Origin of the sequence: Paenibacillus gyeongsangnamensis (assembly GCF_027533625.1) — a bacterium.
Lineage (GTDB): Bacteria > Bacillota > Bacilli > Paenibacillales > NBRC-103111 > Paenibacillus_G > Paenibacillus_G gyeongsangnamensis.
On the sequence record NZ_JAQAGZ010000044.1, the window covers coordinates 1 to 26,683 of the forward strand.

A 26,683-nucleotide genomic window follows, 5' to 3' on the forward strand; every position below is an offset into this window, starting at 1 on the left:
GTACCGCTGGTGTACCAGTTGTTCCGCCAGGAGCACGGCTGGATAGCCAAGTACGGACGGGATAAGCGCTGAAAGCATCTAAGCGTGAAGCCCCCCTCAAGATGAGATTTCCCAGTAAGTAAGACCCCTTGTAGACGACGAGGTAGATAGGTTCGGGGTGGAAGCGCGGCAACGTGTGGAGCTGACGAATACTAATCGGTCGAGGGCTTATCCTACAGGTTTTGCGACAGCAAAACCACATCGGAAGCATAGGCTAACCGACAAAGTGAAGAAGAAGCTGACGAAGCGGATTCCGAGTACTTTGCGGGGGCCCGGTAGAGCGGAAGCATAGAGAATACACAGCTAAAGTACAAAGTTTCGATCCAGTTTTCAGGGCGCAAGTCGTTCTGAGCTGTAACACCAAGATGTTCCTTGGCAGGGACATCGCCATACTTATGTTTGGTGACGATGGCGGAAGGGAACCACGCGTACCCATCCCGAACACGAACGTTAAGCCTTCCAGCGTCGATGGTACTTGGACCGAAGGGTCCTGGGAGAGTAGAACGTCGCCAAGCAGATCCCACTCTGTGGGCTTTTTTTGTGGGCCTTTAGATCAGCTGGTTAGAGCGCACCCCTGATAAGGGTGAGGTCAGTGATTCGAGTCCACTAAGGCCCATTAGTTGCGGTATTACGGGCCCATAGCTCAGCTGGGAGAGCGCCTGCCTTGCAAGCAGGAGGTCAGCGGTTCGATCCCGCTTGGGTCCACCAATGTTCCTTGATAGCTCAGTTGGTAGAGCACTCGACTGTTAATCGAGTTGTCACAGGTTCGAGTCCTGTTCGGGGAGCCAAATATGGCGGCGTAGCTCAGCTGGCTAGAGCGTACGGTTCATACCCGTAAGGTCGGGGGTTCGATCCCCTCTGCCGCTATTGAAGAAATTGCCCAAGTGGCAGCTACATATGGCCCGTTGGTCAAGGGGTTAAGACACCTCCCTTTCACGGAGGTAACAGGGGTTCGAATCCCCTACGGGTCACTTATATGAACGCTTAGCTCAGCTGGGAGAGCATTACCTTGACAGGGTAAGGGTCGGCGGTTCGATCCCGTCAGCGTTCATTCTCATATGCGTTCGTGGCGGAATTGGCAGACGCGCTAGATTCAGGTTCTAGTGGGGTAACAGCCGTGGAGGTTCGAGTCCTCTCGAGCGCATCAAACTTTGCGGAAGTGGCTCAGGGGTAGAGCATCGCCTTGCCAAGGCGAGGGTCGCGGGTTCGAATCCCGTCTTCCGCTTTTTTTTTTCATTTGATAAGTCAAATGCTATGCAAAAATTATGAAGGCATGGCGTGCCTCCGAAGAATAGGCCGGGGTTGCAGTTCGGGAGATACGTCGACTCTCCCGGCTCCGGCACTAAATATATCGGGATGTAGCTCAGCTTGGTAGAGCACCTGGTTTGGGACCAGGGGGTCGCATGTTCAAATCGTGTCATCCCGACCATCAATACTTTGCTCGGATGCCGTCAGATGGAGCTACAACCTAGGAAGCTGGCAGCGTGGGTTCGATTCCAATGATCCAATTACATATTATTAAAATCGATGTAATGACTTCGCAATTGTGCGGAGTCATTTTTTTGTGCAACTTAAACAAGTAAAAAGTATCGCTTCAAGGTCGCTTGGTTGGACAGTGTTAAACTACTTGCAAAGTTATCTTCAGCCGCCGCCGTATTGTCGCCGTTCAAGACTTGGAACGATCAAGCATTCTTTTGCTGTATAAAGCGCATCTTAAGCAACAAGATAATATAGGGAGGTGCCGATATTTGAAAACCGAGGATAAAATCTTGTCTGCATTGGAAGAAGTTATCGATCCTGAAGTAGGCGTCAATATAGTCGATTTGGGACTGATCTACGATGTAACGGTAAATGAAATGGGGAAGGCCAGGATTGAGATGACGTTGACCGTCCCGGAATGCCCGTTGGCTGATCAAATTGTTGATAACGTGAAAAGGGTCTCAGCTCAAACGCCCGGTGTAAAAGAGGTGGAAGTCCAGCTAGTATGGGAACCGAAATGGACTCCCGCAAGAATGAATGATCAGGCGAGAGAGGAAATCCGATCCCGTCAGACGTTGATGACCTAGATTAGACCTATAGCGGAAGCGAATCCGGATCATCCGGAAGCAAGCAAATGCAAGTCGGTGCAACCGCTTCGTTCGCTTATAAAAGCAACTGCTTCTGCCGGCGAAATCACGGATGTGCACGGACGAGCTGAGATTGCCAGATGCACCAGTGCTCGCACTATAGGCGCGGCGGCCCGAAAGTGCCATCCGTTTTCTTTCTTCCGGCAATTCATAACATTAAGCGAAACACTACCGTCCGCCATGATCTGCTCGAAGCTGTTGGAATGGGCACACGTCTGGAAGCCGCGGTAGCCTACATGCTCGCACGTCCTCATGCCAGTCCCCCGTTATCTGTATTCCTTTCGCTTGCGGATCTCCCAATAGTCCGCCGCGGGCCAATTTCATACCATAAATCCCGTAATTGATCGAATATAGCCCCCGTCATACCAACCTTTTTACGAAAAATATAATGCCGGTTAAAACGCCTGACGTCGGATCCTTATATTTTTTCCGCTTCGAATGATCGTTTGCACCTCCGAACGGTAAGTGATCGCGAGATGGCCTATAAATTGGCCTATAATATGAATTTTTTCACGAATCATTCAAGATCCGCATCACAATGCGATATACTGAACATGTAGATATGAATGAGGCTTCGGTGAAGGAGGGCCATATGTATCTGTCGGAGTTGGATTTGAAAACACTCGATCGATCGCGGATAAATCAAATCTTATTCGAAGGTCTCGATGATGACGGGCAAAACGGAGATTTTATTTTTGTATTTGGAAGCATTACGGCGCCTGAGTTCAGGGTTCCGAAGGCGGTCGAGCTCTATAAAGCCAATAGGGCAAATAAAATGATCATGTCCGGCGGATTTTCAACGATTCCTGAAGCGTTGGCCATGAGAGATACGGCTATACAAAACGGGGTGAAGGCCTCGGATATTATAGTGGAGGATAAATCCACAAATACGAAGGAAAACATTATTTTTTCCCGAAAATTATTGGATGAGTTGTATGGACTAAAGAACATCCGCAGGCTTCTATTGGTTACAAACTATGTCCATTTAAAACGCTGTTACTTGACCATGAAGACCTTTATGCCCGATGAGATGGAGTATAGTCTCTGCGGGGTTGCAGATAAGAATACAGGGCCGGATAACTGGTGGACCAATGAAAAGGGGCAAATCCGGGTGCGCAATGAATTGGAAAGACTGATTAAATATACAAAAGCCAAAGAGATTATGGATTGCGTGATTTGAGCATTTGACCATTCCTGAAGGTTCATAAGAGGTGCGGAGCATGCAAGACCTTAAGCTGGAGACGATCTTTGATGCGATAGGCGAGCTGTTTTCCGATGAAGCTTCCATCGCCGTCTCGAATACGGAGCAATATATTTACTATCGGCCAAGCAAACGGATTGATCTTAAAATTAAAAATGGGGACCCCGTCCGAGAGGGAACCATTGCATATAAAGCGTTAACCGAAAATCAAAAGGTTTCCGAATTTATTGATCGCGACCTGTTCGGGGTTCCCTATTATGGCATGTCCGTACCCTTGTGCCAGGGAGGAGAGATCAAAGGCTGTGTTTCAGCGATCTTTCCTACGCTAGCAACGGGAAAGTCTGTCGTCACACTTAAATACAATGACGGGTGGGTACCCGTTCCCTTTTCTGAAATCATGTATCTGGAAGCGAGCGATCGCAAAACGCATGTGGTTACTGAAAAATGTTCCGGTACGCATAAATATACATTAAATGAATTTGATTTTCTGCTGCCGAAGGAGGACTTTGTGCGCTGCCATCGCTCTTTTATCGTGAATGTGAAGCATATAAAAGAAATTTATCCGGATACGCACTCAACCCTTATCTTAATTATGAGCAATCAAACCAAAATCCCGGTCAGCCAGTCGTATACCAGTTATTTCCGTAAATTGCTTACCTTTTAAAGAATGGTTCGTGTTTCAGGAGCAAATATACATGCCTTATCCCGATTTTCTCCTATTTCATCTCTAAAAAGACTCTTGCATCCTATCGTTTGTTAAAATGGTGTAAACGAAATGAGATGGGGGAAGCCGTATGGAAACCGCTTTCGATCGAATTCGAAATCACCGCCTCCATGAGAGGGTAGTTACAGCAGAGGAAGCCGCTTCCTGGATTCAACACGGAATGACACTCGGACTCAGCGGGTTTACACGGGCGGGTGACGCCAAAGCTGTTCCTAGGGCGTTAGCGGAGCGAGCAAAACACGAAAAACTGAAAGTGAATGTATACACCGGAGCCTCTCTCGGGTCCGATATTGATAAATTATTGGCTGAAGCCGGTTTGCTTCATAAACGTCTTCCTTTTCAAGTCGACCCTACGATGCGAAAGAAAATTAATCAAGGCGAATTTTATTTTATCGACCAGCATTTATCCGAAACAGCGGAGTTGGTTCGCGGGCAGGTATTGGAGCCTATCGATATCGCCATCGTGGAAGCGATTGCAATCACGGAAGACGACATGATCATCCCGACGACTTCTGTCGGAAATTCCATGGTATTCGCCCACCATGCCAAATCTATTATTGTCGAGATTAACTTGGCTCAATCTCCTCTATTGGAAGGCCTTCATGATATATATGAACCGGGGAAGCAAGGAGAACGTGCGCCGATTCCGCTGACGAAGCCGGATGATCGTTTAGGAACCGCGGGCATACCCTTTGACATGTCCAAAGTCCGCGGCATCGTCTTTACGAACCAGACCGATTCGCCGTCGACGGTCACCACGCCCGATGCGGAAACCAACCAGATCGCTCAGCATTTGATCGCATTTCTTCGGCAGGAAGTTCGAGCGGGAAGATTGACCAACCGTCTGGCTCCGCTTCAGTCCGGGATCGGATCGGTATCCAACGCGGTGTTTCACGGACTGCTGCAATCGGAGTTTACGGACCTCGAGGTCTATTCCGAGGTGCTTCAGGATGCGGTATTCGATTTAATGGATGCGGGGAAGGTGAGATATGCCTCATGCAGCTCGATCACGCTGTCGAGAGGAAAGATGGAAGAAGTATTCCCTCGCTTGGAGAAATACCGAGACAGACTTATTCTAAGGCCTCAAGAAATTTCGAATCACCCGGAGGTTATTCGCCGCATGGGGCTCATCGCGATCAATACGGCCTTGGAATTCGATATTTACGGTAATGTAAACTCCACGCATGTCTTAGGAACCCAAATGATGAACGGCATCGGAGGTTCGGGGGATTTTGCCCGAAATGCACGGATCTCGATCTTCGTAACGAAATCGATCGCGAAAGATGGGAACATTTCGAGCATCGTGCCCTTTGTTTCTCATGTGGATCATACGGAGCATGATGTGGATGTTGTAGTCACGGAGCAGGGATATGCCGATCTGAGGGGACTGGCGCCGAGAGAACGGGCTCCGCTGATTATTGAACGCTGCACTCATCCGTTATATCGCGAGCAATTGATGGATTATTATGAGGAGGCCCTCGCCAGGGGAGGACAAACTCCTCATGCTCTGGAGAAGGCGTTGTCGTGGCATACGAATTACGCCCAGACCGGGACGATGCTTCAAAGAGTGCTGCAAACAAAATAAGAGAGATTGCTGACAACCCGCTTAACATCGAGCGGGTTTTTCCCCGTTGATAAGAATTTATAAGTTTTCGCAACTTATAGCTTCGCATCAACCTTGGTAAACGCGCTGGTCCTTGTAAGACAAGGACGGCGAAGCCGTTTATCCTGGGTTGATAAGAATTTATAAGTTTTTCGCAACTTATAGCTTCGCATCAACCTTGGTAAACGCGCTGGTCCTTATAAGATAAGGACGGCGTAGCCGTTTATCCTGGTTTCCGTTAGCGGTTCGTCCTCCCACGAAGCTCATGCTAACATAGATTTCTGTCGAATGAATAAATTTTGAGTCTGAAGAGGCATGTCCTAAAAACCAACCAAAAACAATTAGAAAAAAGAAAAAACAATTTATTAACATGTATTTAATACTGTTTTTACAATTCGGGATTATATTTAGACCTGGGGTTGGGGCGTATAAACCAGATTGCACCCGTAAATAAGCAACAGAAATACAAAAAATCGGAAGGAGATGTAACAAGATGAAAGGTATCGAAAAAAGACGCAAGCCATGGTTGAAGCTCATGTCTCCGCGTACCACGGCTGCAGCTGTAACCTGCCTATGCGTACTGGCAATTGGAGGCGTTACGATGGCTGCCGATCTGTTTAAAGCCGGACCGCAAGGAAACGGCACCGCATATACGCCCGCAGGCTGGCGGGTGACGCCGGTCGGCAATCAGAAGCCTGCAGGCTTCTTTCCGGCCAACGCCGTACTTTCGCCTAACGGTAAAGCGGTACTTGTTCCGGGCATTGTCAAGAACGGTAATGGCAAACAAACGGTGCAGGTGCTGGACGCAAGCAACGGCGATCTCATTCAGGAGCTGGAGCTGTCGGGAGCGGGCCTCGGAGTGGGGCCGGGTCTGACGTTCAGCCATGACGGCAGCCGAGTATATCTGGCGACGGCCAATATGAACACGGTAGTCGTCTTCGGTTGGGATAGCGCTCAGAGCAAACTAGCGATCCAGAAGACGCTCCCGCTGCCGAGCGGTACTTATCCGCAGGGGGTGGCTGTTTCACCGGACGATAAGACGGTTTACGTGAGCGGACAGTATTCCCGTAAGCTTGTAGCAGTCGACGTCGCCTCCGGCCAAACCACGCAAGCATCGGTAGGCTCTTATCCGTTCGGCATCGTATTATCGGAGGATGGACATACGGCTTACATCAGCAATCAAGGCGAGAACACGCTGTCGGTCTTCTCTGTCGACGGACTTACTCTTACGCCTAAGAGCCCGATCACGGTCGGCACCCACCCGAACAACCTGCTGCTCGATGCCAAGAAGCAAAGGCTGTTCGTCGCGAATGGAGATAATGACACCGTGTCCGTCGTCGATACGTCAAGCAACGCCGTGACGGATACGATTTCGCTTATGCCTTACAAAGATGCGCCCGCCGGAACTCAACCTACGAATCTTACGTTATCTCCGGACGGCAATACGATGTATGTTACGGGCGGCGGCAACAATGACGTCGCAGTAGTCGATGTTTCAAACAAAGGCAGCTTCGGGCGGGTCAAAGGCCTGATCCCGACCGGCTGGTATCCGACCGGCGTACAGGTCGCGCCAGACGGTAAGCTGCTCGTCACCAGCGCCAAAGGATTGGGTACCGGGTCCAACAAGAGCGGAGCTTACATCGAGCGGTTGCTGCAAGGCTACTTATCGGTCATCCCGGCACCGAGCGAGTCTCAACTGGAGAAGTACACCAGGATGGTATGGGACAATAACGGCTTCAACGAACACGGTAAAGTCAGTGGCATGGACAAGCACTTCAACGCGCCTGGCACCATCGTGCCTCGCAATCCCGGCGAGGGCTCGCCGATCAAGCATGTTATCTATATCGTGAAGGAGAACCGCACTTACGACCAGCTTCTCGGTGACCTCACGAACGCCGACGGCACGCCTCGCGGCAACGGCGATCCGTCACTGACCCTGTTCGGCAAGGACATCACCCCGAACCAGCATAAGCTCGCCCAGCAGTTCGTAACCTTGGACAACATCTACGGGAACGGCGAAGTTAGCCAGAACGGTTGGCAGTGGGTAACCCAAGCCAGCTCCAACCCGTACAACGAGCTCGGTACGGCTCAAGGATACGCGGGGAACGGATCGCAATACGACTCCGAGGGCTATCACCCCGACATCGCTGCAGGCAGCGCCGATCCCGCACATGCTTACTTGTGGGACAAGCTGGCGCTGAATAACATTTCGTTCCGCAACTACGGGCAGTTCGTGGTGCCTGCTAGCTGGTTCAAACCAAGCGATCAGACCAAATGCGCGGCAGGCAAATATTGCGCATACGACCCGCTGCTGGATGCGAATACCGATCATGACTACCCATGGTTTGACATGAACGTGAAAGACATGCATCGATTCGATCTGTGGAATCAAGAATTCCAGCAATACGTCGCCAATGACAATCTGCCGACTTTCCAGTTCATCGATCTGCCGGACGACCATACGGGTGGCGGCTGGACGGCGAAGCAGATGGTTGCGGATAACGACCTTGCGCTGGGCAAGATCGTCGAGACGGTATCTCACTCGAAGTATTGGAAAGATACCGCCATCTTCGTCATCGAGGACGATACCCAGGCCGGACAGGATCATGTCGACGCTCACCGTACGCTCGCTCAAGTCATCAGTCCTTACTCCCAGCTGGGCATCGTCGACTCTCACTTCTACAGCCAGGTATCGATGCTAAGAACGATGGAGCTGCTTGTAGGAATAGGGCCGATGAGCCAGTTCGATGCCGCTGCTATGCCGATGATCTACTCTCTCTCGGACAAGCCAAATTTCGCGCCATACACAGCGGAGGCTTCGTCTTTTGTAGTCGCGGCAGGGTCTACGGCGCCGGGGGCGGTTGCCTACAATGCGGCAAGCCCGGTTGAGACTCCTCCAATGGAGTCTGTCATGAAGCCGGAAAACATGTACGGCCAGCCTGACCAGGTTGACCCGCAGAAGCTCAACGAGGAAATTTGGAGGGCCATTAAAGGGCCGAATGTCCCTATGCCTGCACCGAAGAACCGCGTTTTCGGCGGGGACAGCGAGAACGAAGATAGCAAGGGAAGCAAGAAGAGCATATTACTCTGGTAAATCATCAGCGTCTTTATGATAAGAATTTATAAGTTTTCGTAACTTATAGCTTCGCATCAACCTTGATAAACGCGCTGGTCCTTGTAAGACAAGGACGGCGTTGCCGTTTATCCTGGACCTGTTCGCCTTCGCCAACTGAAGTCGAACAGCGGATGGCCGGACCGTGCGGGATCCCCGGAAACGCTCGGGAATCTCGTACACGGTTAGCCGTAAAAGCGTTGAAACCGTAGACCATGAATACAGAATACCGGTACTCTGCCAAGCTTTTTTCATATCAGACAAAAGGGCGTGAATAGGGTCTCCGAACAGGAGTCCGATCGATTATGCAACCAGTGATTGAAGCGGTTATGAAACGCTCTGTTGTCGTTGTCGTATCGTTGCTGCTTATTTTGGGTTGGGGGGGAATGTCCGCCTACGAGATGGAACGCGATTATCTCCCTCCCATCAATAATTCTACGCTTATGATCAGTGTGCGCGCCGACAATTATCAAGCCGACCAAGTAAAAGCAAGCATAGCGGGGATGATGGAGCAGGCGATTCGGAATATCAACGGATTAGAATTCGTGGAAACCAATTCCTTCAACGGAGGATTGTTATGCAGCCTATACTTTCCCTTTCAATTTAATATGGAAAAAGCCGAAGCGGAGGTCGCGCAAGCTCTGAACGGTCTAGCTCTTCCTTCCGGAATAGACAAGCCTCTCGTCACTCGGGTGAGCACCAGCTCCTTCCCCGTGATGAGGGTTAGTCTGGTGAGCTCATCAGGGCAGGCGGATGAAAATATGCTCCGTACGTCGGTTCAGAACGAAGTGGCGGGCCGGTTGAAAAGCGTGCCGGGGGTAAGTGATATCCGAGTGACCGGCGGGGGAAATAACGGATATGCGGTGACGGTTCGGATGAAGGACCTGGAGAAGTCGGGCTTCACCTTGGAGGACGTCAAACGATCTATTGCCTCGTCCGGAACGGCCTGGCCTCAAGGGAAGATCGACGATAGCCGCGTCACGATCCCTGTTCGAGTCACCGGTTGGGGGGAGAGCGCTCAGGATGTAGGTGAAACTCCGATTCACAGGGCGAACGGGACAACGATCCCGCTTTCCGCTGTCGCGGATGTAACCCCATCGATGGTGGACCTGCAGACCGTGTCCCGCACGAACGGATATCCCAGTGTCGTCATGGATGTGCTGAAGAATCCTTCTTCGAACATTACCGATGTGTCGAATCGGGTGCATCAACGACTTCAAGAGCTTCAAGGCTCCTTACCGAGCGGCATTCAGCTCACGATTCCGTTCGATCGCGCCGAAGATATTCGGGCATCGCTTCAAGGGCTTATCCGCGAAGGGCTGCTGGGTTGTCTGTTCTCGATGCTTAGCGTCTTTTTGTTCCTGCGAAATGTCAGGGCAACGCTGCTGATCGCCCTCTCTCTGCCCATTTGCCTGCTGGCTACGACGGCTCTGCTGAAAGCAATGGGAATCAGCTTGAACCTGCTTACCGTATCCGGATTGATCGTTGCAATGGGACGAGTAGTGGATGATTCGATCGTTATTCTTGACAATATGGTTCGAAAGATTCAAGAGTCGGATCGTCAAGATTATATTCGGCACTTGGCCGGTGCTGTTCACGAAATGATGCCCGCCATCGTTTCGTCGACGGCCACGACGATCGTCGTTTTTCTGCCTATTCTGCTTGTCGGAGGGATCGTTCAATCCAGTTTTTCCTCTTTCGCTTGGACCGTCGTTATTGCATTGATCGTCTCCCTAGCGGTTTCGATCGTCGTCATTCCGGCTTTGGCCCTGCTCTGGCGAAAGGAGTTTCGGGCGGGCGCTTCTACGGTTGAGCCTCTTGTGCATCGAATGCTGCACTTTGCTCTTTTGCGTAAAAACGGGGTATTGGGTCTGGTCCTTGTCATTTTTATCGGTACGATGGTGGAGGCCTTCCTTCTTCCTGTGAATTTTCTCCCTGCAAGCGGCAAGGGCGAAATCTCGATCAAGATCGAAATGCCGGAGAAGAGCTCCCGGCAGACCGTCGATGCCGAAGTGAAGAGGGTCGAGAATCTTCTAGCAACGGATCCGCAAATCGAGACGTTTGCGTCGACGATAGGCTCCTCTTTTATTCCGCAGTTTGACGATGTATTCGACGCCGGAGGAGGCTGGGTTCAATCGGGGACCGAAGCCAATCTCGTCGCCGGTCTGAAAGCGAACGCGAATATAGATGCGGTGATTTCGAAGCTTAGAAGCAAACTATGGGCTCTTCAAAGCAACGCCAAGTTTACGGTGGCAAACCGGAATATATCGGGCGACGACTCGCAATTAAAGATCATCGTCACAGGAGCGGACGCGAAAGAACTCGACAGCGTGGCCCGAAAAATCCGCCGTCAGTTGGAGACCGTACCGGGACTAAGCGTAGATGGGATTGAGAGTGATGCGGGAAGCGGGACCTCCTACCGTCTGGCTCTTAACCGGGAGCAAATCAAACGGAATGGAATCAAAGTAGAGGACCTGATCGGCAGGATTCAGCCGTACTTCTCTCAAGGAACCAGGATCGACGCAACCGTAGGCGGTTTGAAGCTGCCGTTGATCTTGAGCACGGATCTCGAATCCGCGGCCGCACAAACCGGAACGGATGTCTTATTGATGTTATCGAATGAAACGTTCCAGTCCAAGGATGGGAAAACGGTCAGCTTGCGACAGCTCACTTCTTTGGCCGAGAGCAATGAATTATCCGTCTACCGGGAGCGGGACGGTGAGCCCTTTGCGGCGGTTACCGCCAATATCGTCTCCAATGACGTGGAGAAGGTGACCGGCCAAACTGAGCGCGCGATTGAAGGGTTGACGCTGCCAAGAGGAGTGAAAACTTCGTTCGGCGGGATTTCCGGACAGGTACAGCAGATGATGAAGGAAATGGCGGTCGCCTTGTCGATTTCCGTTGTGCTCGTTCTCCTGATCGTAAGTGCGGTATTCCGTGGATGGAAGGCTCCGGTCTCTGTGCTCGTATGCATTCCGCTATCCGTCATCGGCTCGGTATGGGGAATGGTTTTATTTGAGAAGCAGTGGAATCTTGCCGCATTTATCGGAGTGCTCATGCTGGTCGGTATTGTGGTGACCAACGGCATCGTACTTGTCGATAAGATCGAGCGCAACAAGGCAAGCGGGATGATTCCGGAAGAGGCCGTCGTACAGGGAACGCTATCTCGGGTACGTCCTGTCCTGATGACGGCATTGACGACGGTATTGACGCTGCTTCCGCTGGCGCTGTCTTCCCGAGCGGATACGGTCATTTCCCAAACCTTGGGAATTGTCGTTGTAGGAGGGATGCTCAGTTCGACATTCATAAGTTTGCTCGTTATTCCCGTCATTTATAAATGGATGCACAAAAACTAGGATAGAAATGAGGTTCTACTAACCATGGTTTCCTTACCAGATGCCTTGTTATTCAAAAAAGGATACCGAAAGCCGGTGCGTCTAATCGGTTGTTTTGCGTTAATTATCGCGCTCTTTATCAACGGATTCGCCGGTTCTTATGTTCCTGTCGCTAACGCAGCGGTTCACTCCGATGCCGTTCTCGACTTGAAATTCGACGGCAACGCGGCCGATAGCTCGCCGAGCGCCGTTTCTACTACGGTCAAGGGCAATCCGGAATATGTCCCGGGACGCATTGGACAAGCCATTCAATTGAAATCCGCCGGACAATATGTGGACCTCGGCAACCGCAGCGAGTTTAAGTTTGGCGACAGTACGGATTTTACGGTTGCTTTCTGGTTCAAATCGGACGGGATCAGCGGAGACCCTTCCATCATTTCCAATAAAAACTGGAATTCCGGAAGCAACACCGGGTGGATCTTGGCCGTGAACGGTTCGGGATCGCTCCTCTGGAATTACAAAACGACAAGCTGCAGCCGATTGGATTCCAGTATACCGAACGTCGTAGACCATAACTGGCATCACATCATCGTCTCGCATGACCGGACAAACGGGAAAGCCCGCTTTTATAAAGACGGCATTCTGGTGAATACGGTAGATATCTCCGCAATGAAAGGAACGCTCGACACCTCTTATACGACCAAGATCGGTCAGGACGGCACGGGTACATACGGTTCGACGCTAACGGCACAGCTTGATGACCTGCAAATTTATCGCAGAGCTTTAACGGATGCGGAGGTGAGCCAGTATTTCATTCCTGTAACCGGGGTGACTCTGGATCAGCCGTACTTCGTTATGACTCAAGGCGATACCAGAGCAGTAACGGCTCTTGTTACGCCCTCTAATGCAACCTTTACCGACGTTTCTTGGGCTAGCAGCGACCCTTCTGTCGTATCCGTCAGCGGAACCGGCGGCAGCGCAGCGCTGACCGGCAACAGTACCGGGACGGCGACAGTGACGGCTACAACCTATGAAGGCAATCTTAAGGCATCCGGAACGGTTCGAGTGGTAGCGCCAGGCTATGTTCTGGTCTCGGGGATTGCGTTAGACAAGCCGGCTGTCATGCTGGGGAAAGGGCAAACGACACAACTGACGGCGACCGTCGCTCCGACGAATGCGACGAACGGGAATGTCGTGTGGACGAGCAGTAATCCGAGTGTGGCTACGGTGACCGCAAATACGTACGGCTCGGTGACTTCAGGCGTGTACGGTTCGGTGACCGCGGGCGTGTACGGCAGCATGGCGACCGTCCAAGCGATCAGCGGGGGAACCGCCGTCATTACGGCGACATCAGCGGACGACCCGAGATATTCGGTCGTCACGAATATTACGGTTAATGTGCCTGTTAACGGAATTGCGCTGAGCTCCACGAGTATGCAATTGTTACCGAACCAATCTGCGCAGCTTCATGCCATCATCTCTCCCGCAGACGCGTTGAATAAAAACTTGATTTGGTCATCGAGCGATTCGAATATCGTGCAGGTCACCGGTTTGAGCGGTACGGCCGACGCTAATCTTCTTGCTCTGAAGGCCGGATCGGCCAAAATTACCGTACGTACCGTTGACGGGAATTTCTCGCAGGATTGCACGGTAACTGTGACGCAATCGATATCGAATCAAGAGTTGCTGCATTTGAAATTCGACGACAATATGCTCGACAGCTCCCACTATAACACAGGCATCAAGGTGAACGGATCGGCTCCCATTTATGTGCCCGGCAAGTTCGGCAAAGCGCTGCAGTTGAGTGCAGCCAGCGTAACCGACGCCACTTATTTGGATCTCGGCAACTCGGATCAATTTTTTAAATTTGGGCGATACACGGACTTTACCATTGCCTTTTGGACGAAAATTCCAACAGCGGACAATGTGGAAACTTCCATTATCTCCAACAAGGATTCAAGCGCAAGTTCAAATACAGGCTTTAACATTTCCGTCGCAGGTAACGTGATCAGAGCCAACTACACCACATCCGGCAATGCCAGTTCGGTCATGAATATGAGCGGCGTCGTCGATAACCAGTGGCACCATGTTATTTTATCGTACAAACGGGATGGAATGGCTCGATTTTATCGGGACGGTGTGGAAGTCTCATCTTTCGATATCAGCTCTCTGATGGGTGATATTGACACTTCTTTTACGCCAAAAATCGGAGTCGACGGGAAAGGGCAGTTCTTTGGCAAGAGCAATGTCATTCTCGATGAGATGAAAATCATTAGAAAAGCCGTAACGGCTGATGAAGCGCTCGGTTTATACAAGGAAGGACAAGTATTTGTCACAGGAGTTTCCCTCGATAAAACGGCCATTACCTTGAAAAAGGGCGATACGACGCAGCTTAACGCTATCCTTGCGCCGGCGAATCCGGATAATCCGAGTGTGACTTGGAAAAGCAGCAATCCGTTCGTCGCGTCCGTTACGGGCGGAACGAATGGAACAGCGGTCGTGACGGCGGTTTCCGGGGGGAAGACAAAAATCACGGTGACAACGGCCGATGGAGCGCTTCAGGCGGTTGCGGACATTACGGTCACCGGTCCATCGAACCCGGTCGCTCAGGTCAAGCTGGACTCATCCGCTCTTGAAGTGCGGGAAACCCAGACGGCTAAGCTTCATGCTAACTTATCGCCGGCAATGGCAACCAATCAAAATTTGATCTGGGAAACCAGCGATCCGGCGGTCGTCAAAGTAACGGGCTTGCCTGAGGAAACCGATGCGGTTATTGAAGCGCAGAATGCCGGGTATGCTGTCGTTACGGTTCGAACCGAAGATGGAAATTTCACGGACACATGTATTGTTACGGTCGACGACATCGCAGGGAATAAACCCGCAATGCTTAAGATGAGCTTTGAAAATAATGCGTTCGATATAGCAAGAAACGTCACCGCAGCCGTATACGGCAACCCGGCCTTCGTTCCGGGGATAAATGGCAAAGCGCTGTTCCTCAGTGCGCCTAATCAATATTTGGATCTGATCAATCCTTCCTTCGGAGACTCCAAGGATTTTGCCTTGTCGTTCTGGGTAAAATCAGTGGCAGCGACCGGGGATCGAGTGTTATTTTCCAATAAAGACGTGTCCGATCCTTCCAGTACAGGCTGGAATGTCGGGCTTGAGAACGGCAGTTTGCATTGGAGCTATAAGACTTCAGGCAGTTCGCCATTCGATTACGTCATTCCGAATGTAGCGGATAATAACTGGCATCACATTGCTATATCTCATGATCGGTCTTATGACAAATACGCCGATTTCTACAAAGACGGAGAATTGATAGGCAGCGTTGATATTTCGGGCAGCTTGGGAACGATCGATTCCGGGTTATCCACGAAAATGGGTGCAGACGGAACAGGACGTCTTTGGGGGAATGGGAAGGTACAGATCGACGAGCTGCAAATGTTTGGTAGAACATTGAAAGCAAGTGAGGTCGTTCAGCAATTCTCCGCACCGTCCAATCCGGACAACCCGGCTGCACCTGTCATTACGTTGAAAGGCGACAATCCGATGATCGTTGGATTGGGCGATACCTTTACCGATCCGGGCGCAACAGCTATGGACGAGCAGGATGGAGACATTACTCCACTCATTAAGGTTACAGGCGGCGTGAATACGAGCCAAGCAGGAACGTATACGCTGTTATACGATGTGACTAACAGTAATGGCAATAAAGCAGCAACTGTAACTCGAAGTGTTTATGTACAAGGCGCGAACGTAACGATACCTGTCATTACGTTGAAAGGCGACAATCCGATGATCGTTGGATTGGGCACAACATTTACCGATCCGGGCGCAGCAGCCATTGACGAACAGGATGGAGACATTACTCCACTCATTAAGGTTACAGGCAGCGTAAATACGAGCCAAGCAGGAACGTATACGCTGTTATACGATGTGACTAACAGTAATGGAAATAAAGCAGCAACTGTAACTCGAAGTGTTTATGTGCAAGACGCGAACGTAACGATACCGGATATGGAAGCTCCAATCTGGCCGATCGGAAGCACTCTAACCGCTTCCAATATCAGTAAATATGGGGTGACGCTCAATTGGACTGCTGCCACAGACAATGTTGGAGTAACTGCATATAAGTTATATACAGTTACGGGAAGCACGTACTTCGAGCTAGCCACATTAGGCAACGTATTAAGCTATAATGTTACGAATTTGAATCCTGGTTCGAACTATACATTTACCATGAAAGCCGGGGATGCAGCGGGGAATTGGAGCAACTACGGCCCTAGCGTAACCATTCAAACACTTCGTAAATCCAGCGATGATTCCAATGGCAATAAGACGAATAATCAATCTCCCGCACCGGGGAATACCGGAGGAACTTCCGTTTCGAATAACACGGGCGCGGTAACAAATACGGTGACATTAGATCTTACGACTGACGCCAAAGTGACGAAAGAAACGACCGGCGACGGACAATCCGTGACGAAAGTATCCGTGGATGCGGACAAGCTGGCGAAAGCCTTCTCTACTTCTTATCAAACTCGGTTGGTTATCATCGAAATCAAAGGTACCGATCCGGTGAACAAGGTGGAGCTCCCTGTAAATGCTCTCTTGGATGCGGTTAATAAGCAGCCCGGAGCCATTGTACAAATCAAAGCAGATGGGGCAAGCTACAGTCTCCCGGCACATGTGTCTAAGAATTTGGCAAAGGATCAGGTAGTCACAGTCACCATCACGAAAGTATCCGGAAATTCTAACGATGCTCTGAATGCCGCAATCCGTAAGGAAGGGGCACAGAAGCTGGCTAACCCGGTTGACTTTAGCGTAAGTGTAAACGGCAAGGATATAACGGATTTCAATGGGGTTTATGTAGAACGTACCTTGACCTTAGCATCTGAAGTAGACCCAGGTAAGGTTACAGCGGTTTGGTATGATGGGAACAACCTCGTAAGCTTTATCCCGTCCGTCATTTCAAATGTCAACGGATCGGCTGAAGTGACGATTCATTCCCCGCATAACAGCATTTATACGGTGATTCAGGCCGATAAATCTTTTGCCGACATGCAGGGTCATTGGGCTAAAGCGGATGTGGAAATGCTGGCGAACAAGCTGATCGTGAACGGAGAAACGGATCGTACGTTTGCACCGGATAACCGGATTACACGTGCTGAATTTGCAGCTCTGCTGGTACGTTCGCTTGGTCTGGTCGAAGTGAATTCGGAGAAGCCGTTTGCGGACGTAAATTCAATGGATTGGTTCGCCGGATCTGTAGGTGCTGCTCAGAAAGCGGGGCTCATTGCCGGCTATGAGGATGGTACCTTTAAACCGAATGCGGACATTACCCGCGAGCAGGTGGTTTCGATGATCGTACGGGCTATGAAAGTCGGCGGAAAAGAAGTGCAAGCTAGTCCTCAAGCGCTAGACCGGTTTATCGACCGCGACGCCATTGCCGATTGGGCTAAAGATGCAGCGGCTCAATCTCTTGCAGCCAATCTGGTCCAAGGCATAACGGATACGACTTTCGCCGCGAAGGAGAACGCTACTCGCGCTCAAAGTGTCTCCATCCTGAAGAGGATGCTGCAATATCTGCAATTCATGAATTAATTCCAATTCTATGGAAGACTTATCTTTGCAGCTTACTGCATAAGGTAAGTCTTTTTTCTTAGTTGATAAGAATTTGAAGATAAGTTTCATGAGTTCCTTATTTTTGAAAGTAAGTAAATTTATAAAAAAAACAAAACAATAGACAAAAAAACACCAATGCAAATGGAGCAATTCATGTAAAATATACATGCATAAAAAATCTGATGAAAGGAGATTAATAATGTCTCGGCTTAGCGATCAGGAATTAATTGATGCTTATTACATGGCGATTAGTATCGATTTGGATAAAGCATTTATTCAGCTGATCCAATCGGAGTTAAAGAGGCGGAATGTTAAATTAGCCTTCAAGGTTCCTATTTAACATTTTAAAATAATGAATACTCGGGTCGCTCGTAAAGATCTGACCGAGTTAAGGTACCTAACCGGCTGCCATAGCAGCCGGCTATTTCTTTTATGGGGGAGTTAAGTTAGCGGCCTCTTCTATGATAATGGATCTCCTTTCATCCTGCCTTCCACGTTGTTTTCGCTAGCCAAATCGGCAATAATATACGTATACCGGTATCTAAGCGAAAGGAAGGATCGAAATGAAATACGATGATGACGTCAAGAAGAGATTAAGACGCATGGAAGGCCAAATTCGAGGGGTATTGAAAATGATGGAGGAGGACCAGGATTGTAAGGATGTCGTGAGCCAAATCTCCGCCGTTAGAAATGCAGCGGATAAAGCGATGGCTTACATCGTCGCGGTGAATCTGGAGCAATGTATTTTAGAGGAGAAAGAAGCCGGCAGGGAAACAAGCAAACTGGTGAAACAAGCGGTAGAATTGTTAGTAAAAAGCCGTTAAAGGAATCGTAGGAGAAAGGCGCTGGATTTTATGTCCCAACCTCGCAATTCGATATTCCCAGCGCCTCATTCAGTGGACAATAACGGACGGCCCCTGTCACGATGGGGGCTACTCCAATCAATCCCCACCAGTTTTTGTAATAAAGTCCTGCGAGTACAATAGCGGAGCCGATTGAAATTCTTACTATTCGCTCCGTATTCCCTACATTACATCTCATCCAAAAGCCTCCTGAGCAAAAATAATCTTTTATAAAGGAAACGAATCAGGAAATAATCATTTGATTTTCTTCATCGATTTGATTTATTACTAATTTGCCCTTTTGACTTTGCGGATATGCATCGCAAAACTTTGGAAAGCTGCAGTTGTCATTCCGGCTGGCAAGGAGGATTCGAGTATAGTAAGATGGATTACATCATGGTAATCCAAAGGAGAACGCTATGTGCCGAAATATCAAAACCTTGTTCAACTTTGACCCTCCGGCTACCGACGAAGAGGTTCAGGCCGCTTCTCTTCAATTCGTAAGAAAGCTCTCAGGCTTCAATGCACCGTCCAAAGCGAATGAAGAAGCATTTCACCGCGCCGTTGCAGAGGTAGCTGTAGTCGCTCGAGAACTATTGGACTCCCTGATTACGAATGCCGAGCCTCGCAATCGCGAGGTCGAAATCGAAAGAGCCCGAGCCCGAAATGCACAAAGGTTTGGAGTCCGGGAGCATTGATGTGATAAGGCATCGCCTTTTTGCAAATGACAAAAATATTTAGCGTGTTCGCTGTCTTGTTACCCTGCAGGGATTTCGGATTTCATTTCGAATATTGAAAGAAAGCGCTTTTAAATCGATCGAAAGGGAGCGGGAATCAATATTGAATCAAGATCCGAGAATAGCGATCCTCTGGCATGGCGACCGTGAATCACGCAATAATGCCAACGTTAGAGACAACAAATTCAGCAAAGTATTCGAAACGTTTCAGCAATACAATGTGAACGCCGTTCCTGCCGTTTATCATGAAGATTTCGTCGAGGAGGTGCGCCAACAGTTGAGCCAAGTCGACGGAGTCCTCGTATGGGTGAACCCGATTGAAGGCGGCAGGAATCGCGCTATTCTCGACAGGATGCTGAGAGATGTCGCTTCAAGCGGCGTGTTCGTCAGTACGCACCCCGATGTGATCTTGAAGCTGGGTACCAAAGAGGTTCTATACCAAACACGTGAAATGAGCTGGGGAGGCGGAGATATTCACCTCTACAAAAGCATAGAGGAACTCCGTCAGTACCTGCCGGTTCGTCTTGCCAATGGATCTTCAAGGGTGTTGAAGCAGAATCGGGGCAATAACGGGAACGGGGTATGGAGAGCTGAACTGGTAGAGAGTATGACCGCACCGGATCCGGACCCCATTGTCCGCATTCTTCATGCACTCCGAGACAGCACGGAAAGCGAGATGCGGTTGAGCGAATTTATTAATCAATGCGGAGATTATTTTATCGGCGACGGGCAAATGATTGATCAACCCTTTCATTCACCCGTGCCTGACGGAATGGTTCGATGCTATATGACCCATAATCAGGTGGTCGGATTCGGCCATCAGTATGTTACCGCATTGCTCCGGCCACAGCCCGGTTCCGGGCCGCTGCAGCCGCAGCCGAGAATCTATCATCCTGAAACCAAACCGGAATTCCAGGCGCTGAAAATCAAGATGGAAACCGAATGGATTCCGCAATTGCAGCATTTGCTCGATGTGGATACGGAATCGCTGCCGGTGATTTGGGATGCCGACTTTCTCTATGGCCCAAAGACTGCGAGCGGTGAAGATACCTACGTATTGTGCGAAATCAATGTCAGCTCAGTGCATCCATTCCCGGATTCCGCATTGTCCAGGCTGGTCGAAACGACCATTGCAAGCGTGCTGCATTACCGGAAGCGTACTGTCTGAAATCATCCGGGGAACAACGGATAGGGGGCTATTTCAGCATGATGGCTGAATTAGTCCCCTCGTATGTTATAAGAAGGGAAACATCTGCGGTTTAATATCTGTTTTACTAACATACCACTTGGCTGCATCAATAACAGAGGTCCCTTTTTATAATCAGTACAAAAAAATTTACATAAGAACAAACGTTCTAACTATGCACACTACTCAGGAGCACAAAAAGGGCTGCTTTAAGCAGCCCGATTATTACGCTATCGTTCTCCGTCACTCGGTTTAACCCCGAACTCAATTCAGCTTTGCTTAGAGTATCTCCCTTAACTGGTTTCGTTTTTATTTTAAACTTTTTTATACTCTTAGGCGCTTTATATCTTGTCTAGGTGGAAAGCCAAACATGCGAGAATATTCGCGGCTGAATTGCGAGGGGCTTTCATAGCCTACTCGAAATGCCACATCAGCGGCATCTGCTGATTCGGTTAATAATAGGCGACGGGCTTCCTGCAATCGCAGTTGTTTTTGAAACTGAATAGGGCTCATAGCAGTTACCTCTTTGAAGTGTCTGTGAAACGAAGAAATACTCATACTGGCTATTTCTGCCAGCTCTTCAATGCGCAAAGGCTTATCATAGTTATTGCTAATTTGTTCGATAGCGTCCCTGATTCCATAGGTGCCGCTTCCTTCCATTGCGATTTGTGCCAGCGCAACTCCATACTGCCCTTGCAGAAGCCTGTAAAGAATTTCCTTTGTGTAGATAGGAGCAAGGAACGGAATGTCTTTCGGATTGTCTAGCAAACGAGCTAATCTGAGTATTGAATCCATTATAGGTATCTCCATCTGACCGACAAACATAGCTCGCTCAGCATTTCCTTTCGGGGTGATTCGAATTTCAGAATCACTTAAAACCTCTAAGATTTCACTCGCCGTAAATTCAAGTCTAAAACCCAAATACGGAATGTCGGAAGAAGCTTCAGTGACTTGGGCAGTAACCGGCAAGTCAACTGATGCAATAAGGTAATCTGCAGGATCGTATTTGAAGCGCTCCTGTGCCAGCCATACTTCCTTCGCCCCTTGAACCACAATGCATAAGGAAGGTTTGTAAACTCCGTAACTTGGTCCGGTCAATTTAGAGCGACGTATGAAAAATAAAGTCGGAATGGCAGTTGCGTGAACACCGTCCTGGACTGAATACCGCTCAATTAGTTTGGCAAGTTCATTCTGCTGTTTAGTTATTATTTCAGACATAAGATCCTCCTTGTTCCGTCATTCCTTATAATTCGATTATATTCCATATTCGTCAGTTACATAAGTGTAGCGAGAGGATTAGGCAATCATTTGGCATGAATGGGATAACGGTCGCTTTTTCATCTGTTGCATAATAAGGTTATACCCCATTAACAAAAGGGAACAAAGGAGCGTATCGACAAATGGAATATGTGAAACTTGGAAATACCGGCTTGGATGTATCCCGGCTTTGTCTTGGCTGTATGAGCTTTGGTGTAGCAGAGCGGTGGCATCATCCATGGATACTTGATGAGGAGCGCAGTCGTCCTATTATAAAAAAAGCCCTTGAATTAGGTATCAATTTTTTCGATACGGCGAATGTGTATGCAGACGGAACCAGTGAGGAAATTATTGGACGGGCTCTAAAGGATTATGCCAATCGGGATGAAATTGTCCTCGCGACAAAGGTGCATGGACGTATGCATCAAGGTCCAAATGGTGCAGGGCTTTCCCGAAAGGCAATCATGAGTGAGATTGATAAGAGTCTTAAGAGACTGGGAACCGATTATGTTGACCTTTATCAAATCCACCGCTGGGATTACAATACTCCCATTGAAGAAACGATGGAAGCGTTGCATGATGTTGTGAAGGCTGGTAAGGCAAGATATATTGGTGCTTCTGCCATGTACGCATGGCAGTTTCTGAAAGCGCTACATGTAGCCGAGAAAAATGGATGGATCCGGTTTGTGTCGATGCAGAATCATTTAAACCTCATCTACCGTGAAGAGGAGAGGGAGATGCTGCCGCTTTGCAAGGTAGAAAAAATCGGTGTGATTCCATATAGCCCGCTTGCATCAGGAAGACTGACGCGTGTTTGGACGGAAACAACGCTTCGTTCCGAAACCGATCAAATGCAAAAAATTAAATACGATGCGACAGCAAATACGGATCGATTGGTCGTGGAGCGTGTTGCAGCAATCGCAGAAAAACATGGCGTTCCCCGTATTCATATCGCACTTGCTTGGTTGCTGCAGAAAGAACCTGTCTCAGCTCCTATTATCGGTGCTACGAAAGTGTCTCAGCTCGAAGAAGCCGTAGGTGCTCTATCGATTACGTTAACACCTGAAGAAATTGCGTCATTGGAAGAGCCGTATGTTCCCCATTCCGTAGTTGGTGCGGTTTAATATAAGGAACGACAAGAACGCCCTTATCCATTATCATGGGCGTTCTTGATGGAAAATCGGGCTGTGAAATCTGCATGCTGATCGCAGAAGTAAGTGAAAAATTACGCTTCTTTCGATCGTAATACATGGATTCCACCAAGGAAACGAAGGAGGATTAGAAGCTGTATACACGGTTAAAAAAACTATTTGCGATCAAAGGATACAGTTTATTCGTTATTTGTATGCTGCTGCTCGGTACCGGGATCTCGATCACAATGCCGTATTTATCCCTGTATTTTACAGAAGATATTGGAATGAGTGCGGGAGCCTTTGGCGTTTTCATGGCGGTGAGTTCATTAAGCGGCGTGGTGGTGAACTCGCTCATTGCTAAACGTTCGGATCGCGGGCTGGACCGAAAATGGATCATTATGTTTGCCATAATTTCATCGGCTTTGGGATATGCCTCGTATTTAGTGTTTCATAACTTCTTTATTCTTTTGATTGTTGTCAGTCTTTTTAGTGGATTAGGGGCTCCTGTCATGCCGCAAATCTTTGCCTATGCACAGGAATCCGCAAATGCAAGCAATCCCGATGACAAGACGTTTGCCATGTCCACACTGCGTTCCCTCTTTTCCCTTGGTTTTTTAGTCGGACCGCTAGCCGGGACATTGTTTTTGACATGGATGGGCTACAAGGGTCTCTTTCTGGGGACAGCCGCCATTTATCTTACCATTGCATCTCTCGTATTCCTGTTTCTGCAAAAAAAAGCAGTTGAAAGCAATACCGGAAAGAGAAAGAGTACAGGTACCGCTTCGCTCAAAAACAGGCAGATCTGGCAGCCGTTTACCGCCTTTATTTTTCTGTTTGCGGTCGTTGCCATTAACTCGATCAACACGCCGCTCTTTATTGTGAATGAGCTTCATGGTACGCATACGGATGTGGGACTCGTGGTTAGTGTTTGTGCTGGTCTGGAAATTCCCATTATGCTTGTGCTCGGTGCCCTGGGCAGAAAGATATCGAACCATACCCTGATGATGATCGCCTGCGTTATCGCTGTTATCTATTACATCATCTTAAGTGTATCGACCCATTCTTGGCAGTTGATCGCAGCGCAGCTTCTGCAGGCAACGTTTATAGCGATTGTCTTGGGCAATGGACTAAGCTATTTCATGAATTTGCTGCCTAATTCACCGGGGCTGTCCACAACCATCTATTCCAACGGGTCCATTATTGGAAGGTTAGTGGGAAATTTGAGCGGCGGTATCATTGCCCAGTTTGCAGGGTTTCGTCATGTTTATTGGGTGTGTCTGGCAATTGTGATTTTATCGCTATTTATCTTATGGAGAACAAGACCCCATGCGGAAATGGAAGTACACACAGGACATACGCGGTCCGTGTAGTCTGCAATAGAGTGTTGTAAGGAGCTTCCTCCATGTATTCTTGTCCTTGATTGCCCTTGGTTCCAAACTTGGTGGTTTTCTGGCGGATCGGACTGGCATCGCGCGCACGCTCGTCATCAGCATGATCGAACAAGCACTATCGCTTGCGTTGCTATAGCCTCCGGGTCAAACTTCGTCGTCACCCCGTTACTCGTCCTTTGGACAATCGCTGCTTGGACGTTCGAACCGACGCAGAATTTTAACCTTCTTTCACTCGCTCCTGAAGTCTCCGGTATAATGCTCAGCATAACAGCACTTTTGTACAGCTCGGATTTGCAGCTGGAGTTGGTATCGGTGGAGTTGCCGTGGGTGGATCGTCGATATTGTCGATCTGCTGGATTGGAGCCGCTGCGATCACGGTGGCGGTCTCGTGGCGTCCGTTTCCTTCGGGCTTACCCGTACGTTCTCGAAACGCGCGGCGACGGAGTGAGCCTGTTATGGATGTAATGGATAAGATCAAATCGATTTACAAATAATTTTAAAAAACTGGAGGATTTTATATGCAAAAAGTAATTTTGAACAATGATGTTGAGATGCCTATTCTCGGTTTTGGTGTTTTTCAGATTGCAGATCAAAATGAGTGTGAACAAAGCGTTTATGAGGCTATTATTGCAGGCTATCGGCTGATTGATACAGCTGCCTCTTATCTAAATGAAGAAGCAGTTGGCAGAGCGATCAAACGGAGTGGCGTGGCAAGAGAGGAATTATTTATCACTACGAAACTTTGGGTTCAGGATGCTGGTTATGAGAGCACAAAAAAAGCATTTCATAAATCACTGGAAAGATTGCAACTCGATTATTTAGATTTGTATTTAATTCATCAGCCATTTGGCGATGTGTATGGCTCTTGGCGCGCTATGGAGGAATTGTATCGTGAAGAAAAGGTCCGTGCAATTGGCGTTAGTAACTTCCAGGCGGATCGTCTAATCGATTTGATTATTCATAATGAAGTAGTTCCTGCCGTAAACCAGGTTGAAACGCACCCTTTCAACCAGCAAATCGAAAGTGTAAAATTCATGAAAGAGAACAATGTTCAGATTGAGTCCTGGGCGCCTTTTGCTGAAGGAAAAAATAACTTGTTCCAGAATGAGGTATTGGTATCCATAGCTGAAAAGTATAATAAATCCGTTGCTCAGGTGGTTTTACGTTGGTTGACACAAAGAGAAGTCGTTGTGATTCCAAAGTCTGTTCGTAAAGAAAGAATTATCGAAAACTTCAATATCTTTGATTTTGAATTAAGTCAAGAGGATATGGAGTCGATTACTACGTTAGATACGAAACAGAGCCTGTTCTTTTCACATCGCGATCCTGAAATGGTGAAAAGGATCGGTACCCGGAAACTCGATATCTAACCATCTTTCGAAAAACCACCGGCAGGTTGTGATTACGCAAAAATAACCAGAAATAAATCACTAATTTAACAATAGTCGTTAAAATATGGAGCAGATGCTTAGGCAATCTGCTCCTATTTCGTTTGCAGTCTCCAGGTATTTATTAAGCAAATCTGCCAGTTAGAAGCAATCGCTTATTTTAAAACTGGAAATTAGAACAAACGTTCTGTATAATGGTGATATCATTCAATTATAGAGGTGTCGGTAACATGTTATCGGAAGCGAAAAATAATTTGGCAAGGTCTTATAATGAAGACGCTTACCGCCGCTCACAATCCAATCCTTCAGAATGGAAGCTGCAGGAGAGAGAGAATTTTATGAACGTGTTACGGGATGAAGGAAAGAAAAACCTGCTGGAAATTGGATCGGGAACGGGAAAAGACGCCAAGGTATTCAGCGACCAGGGATATGAAGTGACCTGTATTGATCTGTCTTCAGAGATGATAAGGTTCTGCAAAGAGCAGGGACTTCATGCGAAGGTAATGGACTTTTATGAGCTTGAATTTCTAGATGATTCCTTTGATGCGGTCTATGCATTAAATTGTTTATTGCATGTTCCTAATGATGATATGGAAAAAGTATTGAAGGAAATCAAACGGGTGTTGAAACCGGACGGGGTTTTTTATTTGGGATTGTATGGGGGTAAAGATACAGAGGGCATTTGGGAGGAAGATTGGTGTGATCCCAAACGTTTTTTTGCATTTCGATCGGAGGAGACGATTCAATCTATTGTGAAAAATGATTTTGATTTATTTGATTATCCAGTTTGCTCAGGAACCCCTATCAACACGAACGAATGTTTGGTATAATGAAATCAAACATACGTTCGGGAGTGGTTTCTATGGCAAAACAAGAATCGATGAACCTTATCGAATTTCATAAAAAGTTTCAAACTGAAGAAGCTTGCCATGAGCACCTGTATAAAATGAAGTGGCCTCAAGGGTATTGTTGTCCGAAGTGTAA

At 48.5% G+C, this 26,683-nt stretch carries 18 protein-coding genes, 9 tRNA genes and 2 rRNA genes; 27 read left to right on the plus strand and 2 right to left on the minus strand.

Annotated elements, in window-relative coordinates; translation table 11 throughout:
- The 20 genes from O9H85_RS35800 to O9H85_RS35895 form a co-directional block, all read left to right on the plus strand.
- Window positions 1-215, plus strand: a 23S ribosomal RNA gene (locus tag O9H85_RS35800); the annotation flags it as partial.
- 222 nt (window positions 216-437) lie between these two features.
- Window positions 438-554 (plus strand): 5S ribosomal RNA (gene rrf, locus O9H85_RS35805).
- Window positions 555-581: 27 nt separating this feature from the next.
- Window positions 582-655 (plus strand) — tRNA-Ile (locus O9H85_RS35810).
- 16 nt (window positions 656-671) lie between these two features.
- Window positions 672-747 (plus strand) — tRNA-Ala (locus O9H85_RS35815).
- A gap of 4 nt (window positions 748-751) precedes the next feature.
- Window positions 752-827 (plus strand) — tRNA-Asn (locus O9H85_RS35820).
- Window positions 828-832: 5 nt separating this feature from the next.
- Window positions 833-906, plus strand: a tRNA-Met gene (locus tag O9H85_RS35825).
- 32 nt (window positions 907-938) lie between these two features.
- Window positions 939-1,010, plus strand: a tRNA-Glu gene (locus tag O9H85_RS35830).
- 7 nt (window positions 1,011-1,017) lie between these two features.
- A tRNA-Val gene (locus O9H85_RS35835) sits at window positions 1,018-1,090 on the plus strand.
- A gap of 9 nt (window positions 1,091-1,099) precedes the next feature.
- A tRNA-Leu gene (locus O9H85_RS35840) sits at window positions 1,100-1,183 on the plus strand.
- 9 nt (window positions 1,184-1,192) lie between these two features.
- Window positions 1,193-1,264, plus strand: a tRNA-Gly gene (locus O9H85_RS35845).
- A 127-nt stretch (window positions 1,265-1,391) separates the two neighbouring features.
- A tRNA-Pro gene (locus O9H85_RS35850) sits at window positions 1,392-1,468 on the plus strand.
- Window positions 1,469-1,787: 319 nt separating this feature from the next.
- Entirely contained in the window at window positions 1,788-2,105 is a 318-nt protein-coding gene (locus O9H85_RS35855) for a metal-sulfur cluster assembly factor (RefSeq protein WP_269886134.1), read from the plus strand.
- 652 nt (window positions 2,106-2,757) lie between these two features.
- Entirely contained in the window at window positions 2,758-3,345 is a 588-nt protein-coding gene (locus O9H85_RS35860) for a YdcF family protein (RefSeq protein WP_269886135.1), read from the plus strand.
- Window positions 3,346-3,385: 40 nt separating this feature from the next.
- On the plus strand, window positions 3,386-4,030 hold the full coding sequence (locus O9H85_RS35865) for a LytTR family DNA-binding domain-containing protein (protein ID WP_269886136.1): 645 nt from the start codon (window positions 3,386-3,388) through the stop codon (window positions 4,028-4,030).
- Window positions 4,031-4,160: 130 nt separating this feature from the next.
- Entirely contained in the window at window positions 4,161-5,675 is a 1,515-nt protein-coding gene (locus tag O9H85_RS35870) for an acetyl-CoA hydrolase/transferase family protein (RefSeq protein WP_269886137.1), read from the plus strand.
- Window positions 5,676-6,186: 511 nt separating this feature from the next.
- Entirely contained in the window at window positions 6,187-8,787 is a 2,601-nt protein-coding gene (locus O9H85_RS35875; RefSeq protein WP_269886138.1) for a bifunctional YncE family protein/alkaline phosphatase family protein, read from the plus strand.
- Between the two features lie 323 nt (window positions 8,788-9,110).
- Entirely contained in the window at window positions 9,111-12,161 is a 3,051-nt protein-coding gene (locus O9H85_RS35880; protein ID WP_269886139.1) for an efflux RND transporter permease subunit, read from the plus strand.
- A 24-nt stretch (window positions 12,162-12,185) separates the two neighbouring features.
- Window positions 12,186-17,744 carry a LamG-like jellyroll fold domain-containing protein gene (locus O9H85_RS35885; RefSeq protein ID WP_269886140.1) on the plus strand — a complete coding sequence of 1,853 codons (5,559 nt, stop codon included), beginning with the start codon at window positions 12,186-12,188 and terminating at the stop codon, window positions 17,742-17,744.
- Between the two features lie 220 nt (window positions 17,745-17,964).
- Window positions 17,965-18,105: a sporulation histidine kinase inhibitor Sda gene (gene sda, locus O9H85_RS35890; protein ID WP_269886141.1), complete on the plus strand. Its 141-nt coding sequence runs from the start codon at window positions 17,965-17,967 to the stop codon at window positions 18,103-18,105.
- Window positions 18,106-18,328: 223 nt separating this feature from the next.
- On the plus strand, window positions 18,329-18,589 hold the full coding sequence (locus O9H85_RS35895; protein WP_409348261.1) for a metal-sensitive transcriptional regulator: 261 nt from the start codon (window positions 18,329-18,331) through the stop codon (window positions 18,587-18,589).
- Window positions 18,590-18,617: 28 nt separating this feature from the next.
- Here O9H85_RS35895 and O9H85_RS35900 read toward each other — a convergent pair whose 3' ends face one another.
- Window positions 18,618-18,806 (minus strand): YgaP family membrane protein, encoded by a 189-nt coding sequence (locus O9H85_RS35900; RefSeq protein WP_269886142.1) that lies wholly within the window; start codon window positions 18,804-18,806, stop codon window positions 18,618-18,620.
- A 220-nt stretch (window positions 18,807-19,026) separates the two neighbouring features.
- Between O9H85_RS35900 and O9H85_RS35905 the strand changes: the two genes are divergently transcribed.
- Window positions 19,027-19,305, plus strand: coding sequence for a DUF2277 domain-containing protein (locus O9H85_RS35905; RefSeq protein WP_269886143.1), 279 nt, complete (start codon window positions 19,027-19,029; stop codon window positions 19,303-19,305).
- A 142-nt stretch (window positions 19,306-19,447) separates the two neighbouring features.
- The gene (locus O9H85_RS35910; RefSeq protein WP_269886144.1) at window positions 19,448-20,512 is read left to right on the plus strand and encodes a Cj0069 family protein; all 1,065 of its coding nucleotides are present in this window, start codon (window positions 19,448-19,450) and stop codon (window positions 20,510-20,512) included.
- Between the two features lie 342 nt (window positions 20,513-20,854).
- On the opposite strand, the gene O9H85_RS35915 is transcribed toward O9H85_RS35910, so the two are convergent.
- Window positions 20,855-21,748 (minus strand): AraC family transcriptional regulator, encoded by an 894-nt coding sequence (locus tag O9H85_RS35915; RefSeq protein ID WP_269886145.1) that lies wholly within the window; start codon window positions 21,746-21,748, stop codon window positions 20,855-20,857.
- Window positions 21,749-21,930: 182 nt separating this feature from the next.
- Here O9H85_RS35915 and O9H85_RS35920 point away from each other — a divergent pair, with 182 nt between their 5' ends.
- The 5 genes from O9H85_RS35920 to O9H85_RS35940 all read left to right on the plus strand — a co-directional run.
- Entirely contained in the window at window positions 21,931-22,911 is a 981-nt protein-coding gene (locus O9H85_RS35920; RefSeq protein ID WP_269886146.1) for an aldo/keto reductase, read from the plus strand.
- 221 nt (window positions 22,912-23,132) lie between these two features.
- On the plus strand, window positions 23,133-24,290 hold the full coding sequence (locus tag O9H85_RS35925) for a sugar efflux transporter (protein WP_269886147.1): 1,158 nt from the start codon (window positions 23,133-23,135) through the stop codon (window positions 24,288-24,290).
- 539 nt (window positions 24,291-24,829) lie between these two features.
- Entirely contained in the window at window positions 24,830-25,681 is an 852-nt protein-coding gene (locus tag O9H85_RS35930; RefSeq protein ID WP_269886148.1) for an aldo/keto reductase, read from the plus strand.
- A 248-nt stretch (window positions 25,682-25,929) separates the two neighbouring features.
- Complete coding sequence (locus O9H85_RS35935; RefSeq protein WP_269886149.1) at window positions 25,930-26,529, plus strand: class I SAM-dependent methyltransferase; 600 nt, start codon at window positions 25,930-25,932, stop codon at window positions 26,527-26,529.
- Between the two features lie 32 nt (window positions 26,530-26,561).
- The coding region (locus tag O9H85_RS35940; RefSeq protein ID WP_269886151.1) for a transposase at window positions 26,562-26,683 on the plus strand (122 nt) is incomplete at its 3' end.

What these genes read in the sequence shown, in the direction of transcription:
- O9H85_RS35860 (WP_269886135.1), top strand. Translation starts at nt 2,758, where the DNA reads ATGTATCTGTCGGAGTTGGATTTGAAAACACTCGATCGATCGCGGATA.
- O9H85_RS35865 (WP_269886136.1), top strand. Translation starts at nt 3,386, where the DNA reads ATGCAAGACCTTAAGCTGGAGACGATCTTTGATGCGATAGGCGAGCTG.
- O9H85_RS35870 (WP_269886137.1), top strand. Translation starts at nt 4,161, where the DNA reads ATGGAAACCGCTTTCGATCGAATTCGAAATCACCGCCTCCATGAGAGG.
- O9H85_RS35875 (WP_269886138.1), top strand. Translation starts at nt 6,187, where the DNA reads ATGAAAGGTATCGAAAAAAGACGCAAGCCATGGTTGAAGCTCATGTCT.
- O9H85_RS35880 (WP_269886139.1), top strand. Translation starts at nt 9,111, where the DNA reads ATGCAACCAGTGATTGAAGCGGTTATGAAACGCTCTGTTGTCGTTGTC.
- O9H85_RS35885 (WP_269886140.1), top strand. Translation starts at nt 12,186, where the DNA reads ATGGTTTCCTTACCAGATGCCTTGTTATTCAAAAAAGGATACCGAAAG.
- sda (WP_269886141.1), top strand. Translation starts at nt 17,965, where the DNA reads ATGTCTCGGCTTAGCGATCAGGAATTAATTGATGCTTATTACATGGCG.
- O9H85_RS35895 (WP_409348261.1), top strand. Translation starts at nt 18,329, where the DNA reads ATGAAATACGATGATGACGTCAAGAAGAGATTAAGACGCATGGAAGGC.
- O9H85_RS35900 (WP_269886142.1), bottom strand. Translation starts at nt 18,806, where the DNA reads ATGAGATGTAATGTAGGGAATACGGAGCGAATAGTAAGAATTTCAATC.
- O9H85_RS35905 (WP_269886143.1), top strand. Translation starts at nt 19,027, where the DNA reads ATGTGCCGAAATATCAAAACCTTGTTCAACTTTGACCCTCCGGCTACC.
- O9H85_RS35915 (WP_269886145.1), bottom strand. Translation starts at nt 21,748, where the DNA reads ATGTCTGAAATAATAACTAAACAGCAGAATGAACTTGCCAAACTAATT.
- O9H85_RS35920 (WP_269886146.1), top strand. Translation starts at nt 21,931, where the DNA reads ATGGAATATGTGAAACTTGGAAATACCGGCTTGGATGTATCCCGGCTT.
- O9H85_RS35925 (WP_269886147.1), top strand. Translation starts at nt 23,133, where the DNA reads ATGCTGCTGCTCGGTACCGGGATCTCGATCACAATGCCGTATTTATCC.
- O9H85_RS35930 (WP_269886148.1), top strand. Translation starts at nt 24,830, where the DNA reads ATGCAAAAAGTAATTTTGAACAATGATGTTGAGATGCCTATTCTCGGT.
- O9H85_RS35935 (WP_269886149.1), top strand. Translation starts at nt 25,930, where the DNA reads ATGTTATCGGAAGCGAAAAATAATTTGGCAAGGTCTTATAATGAAGAC.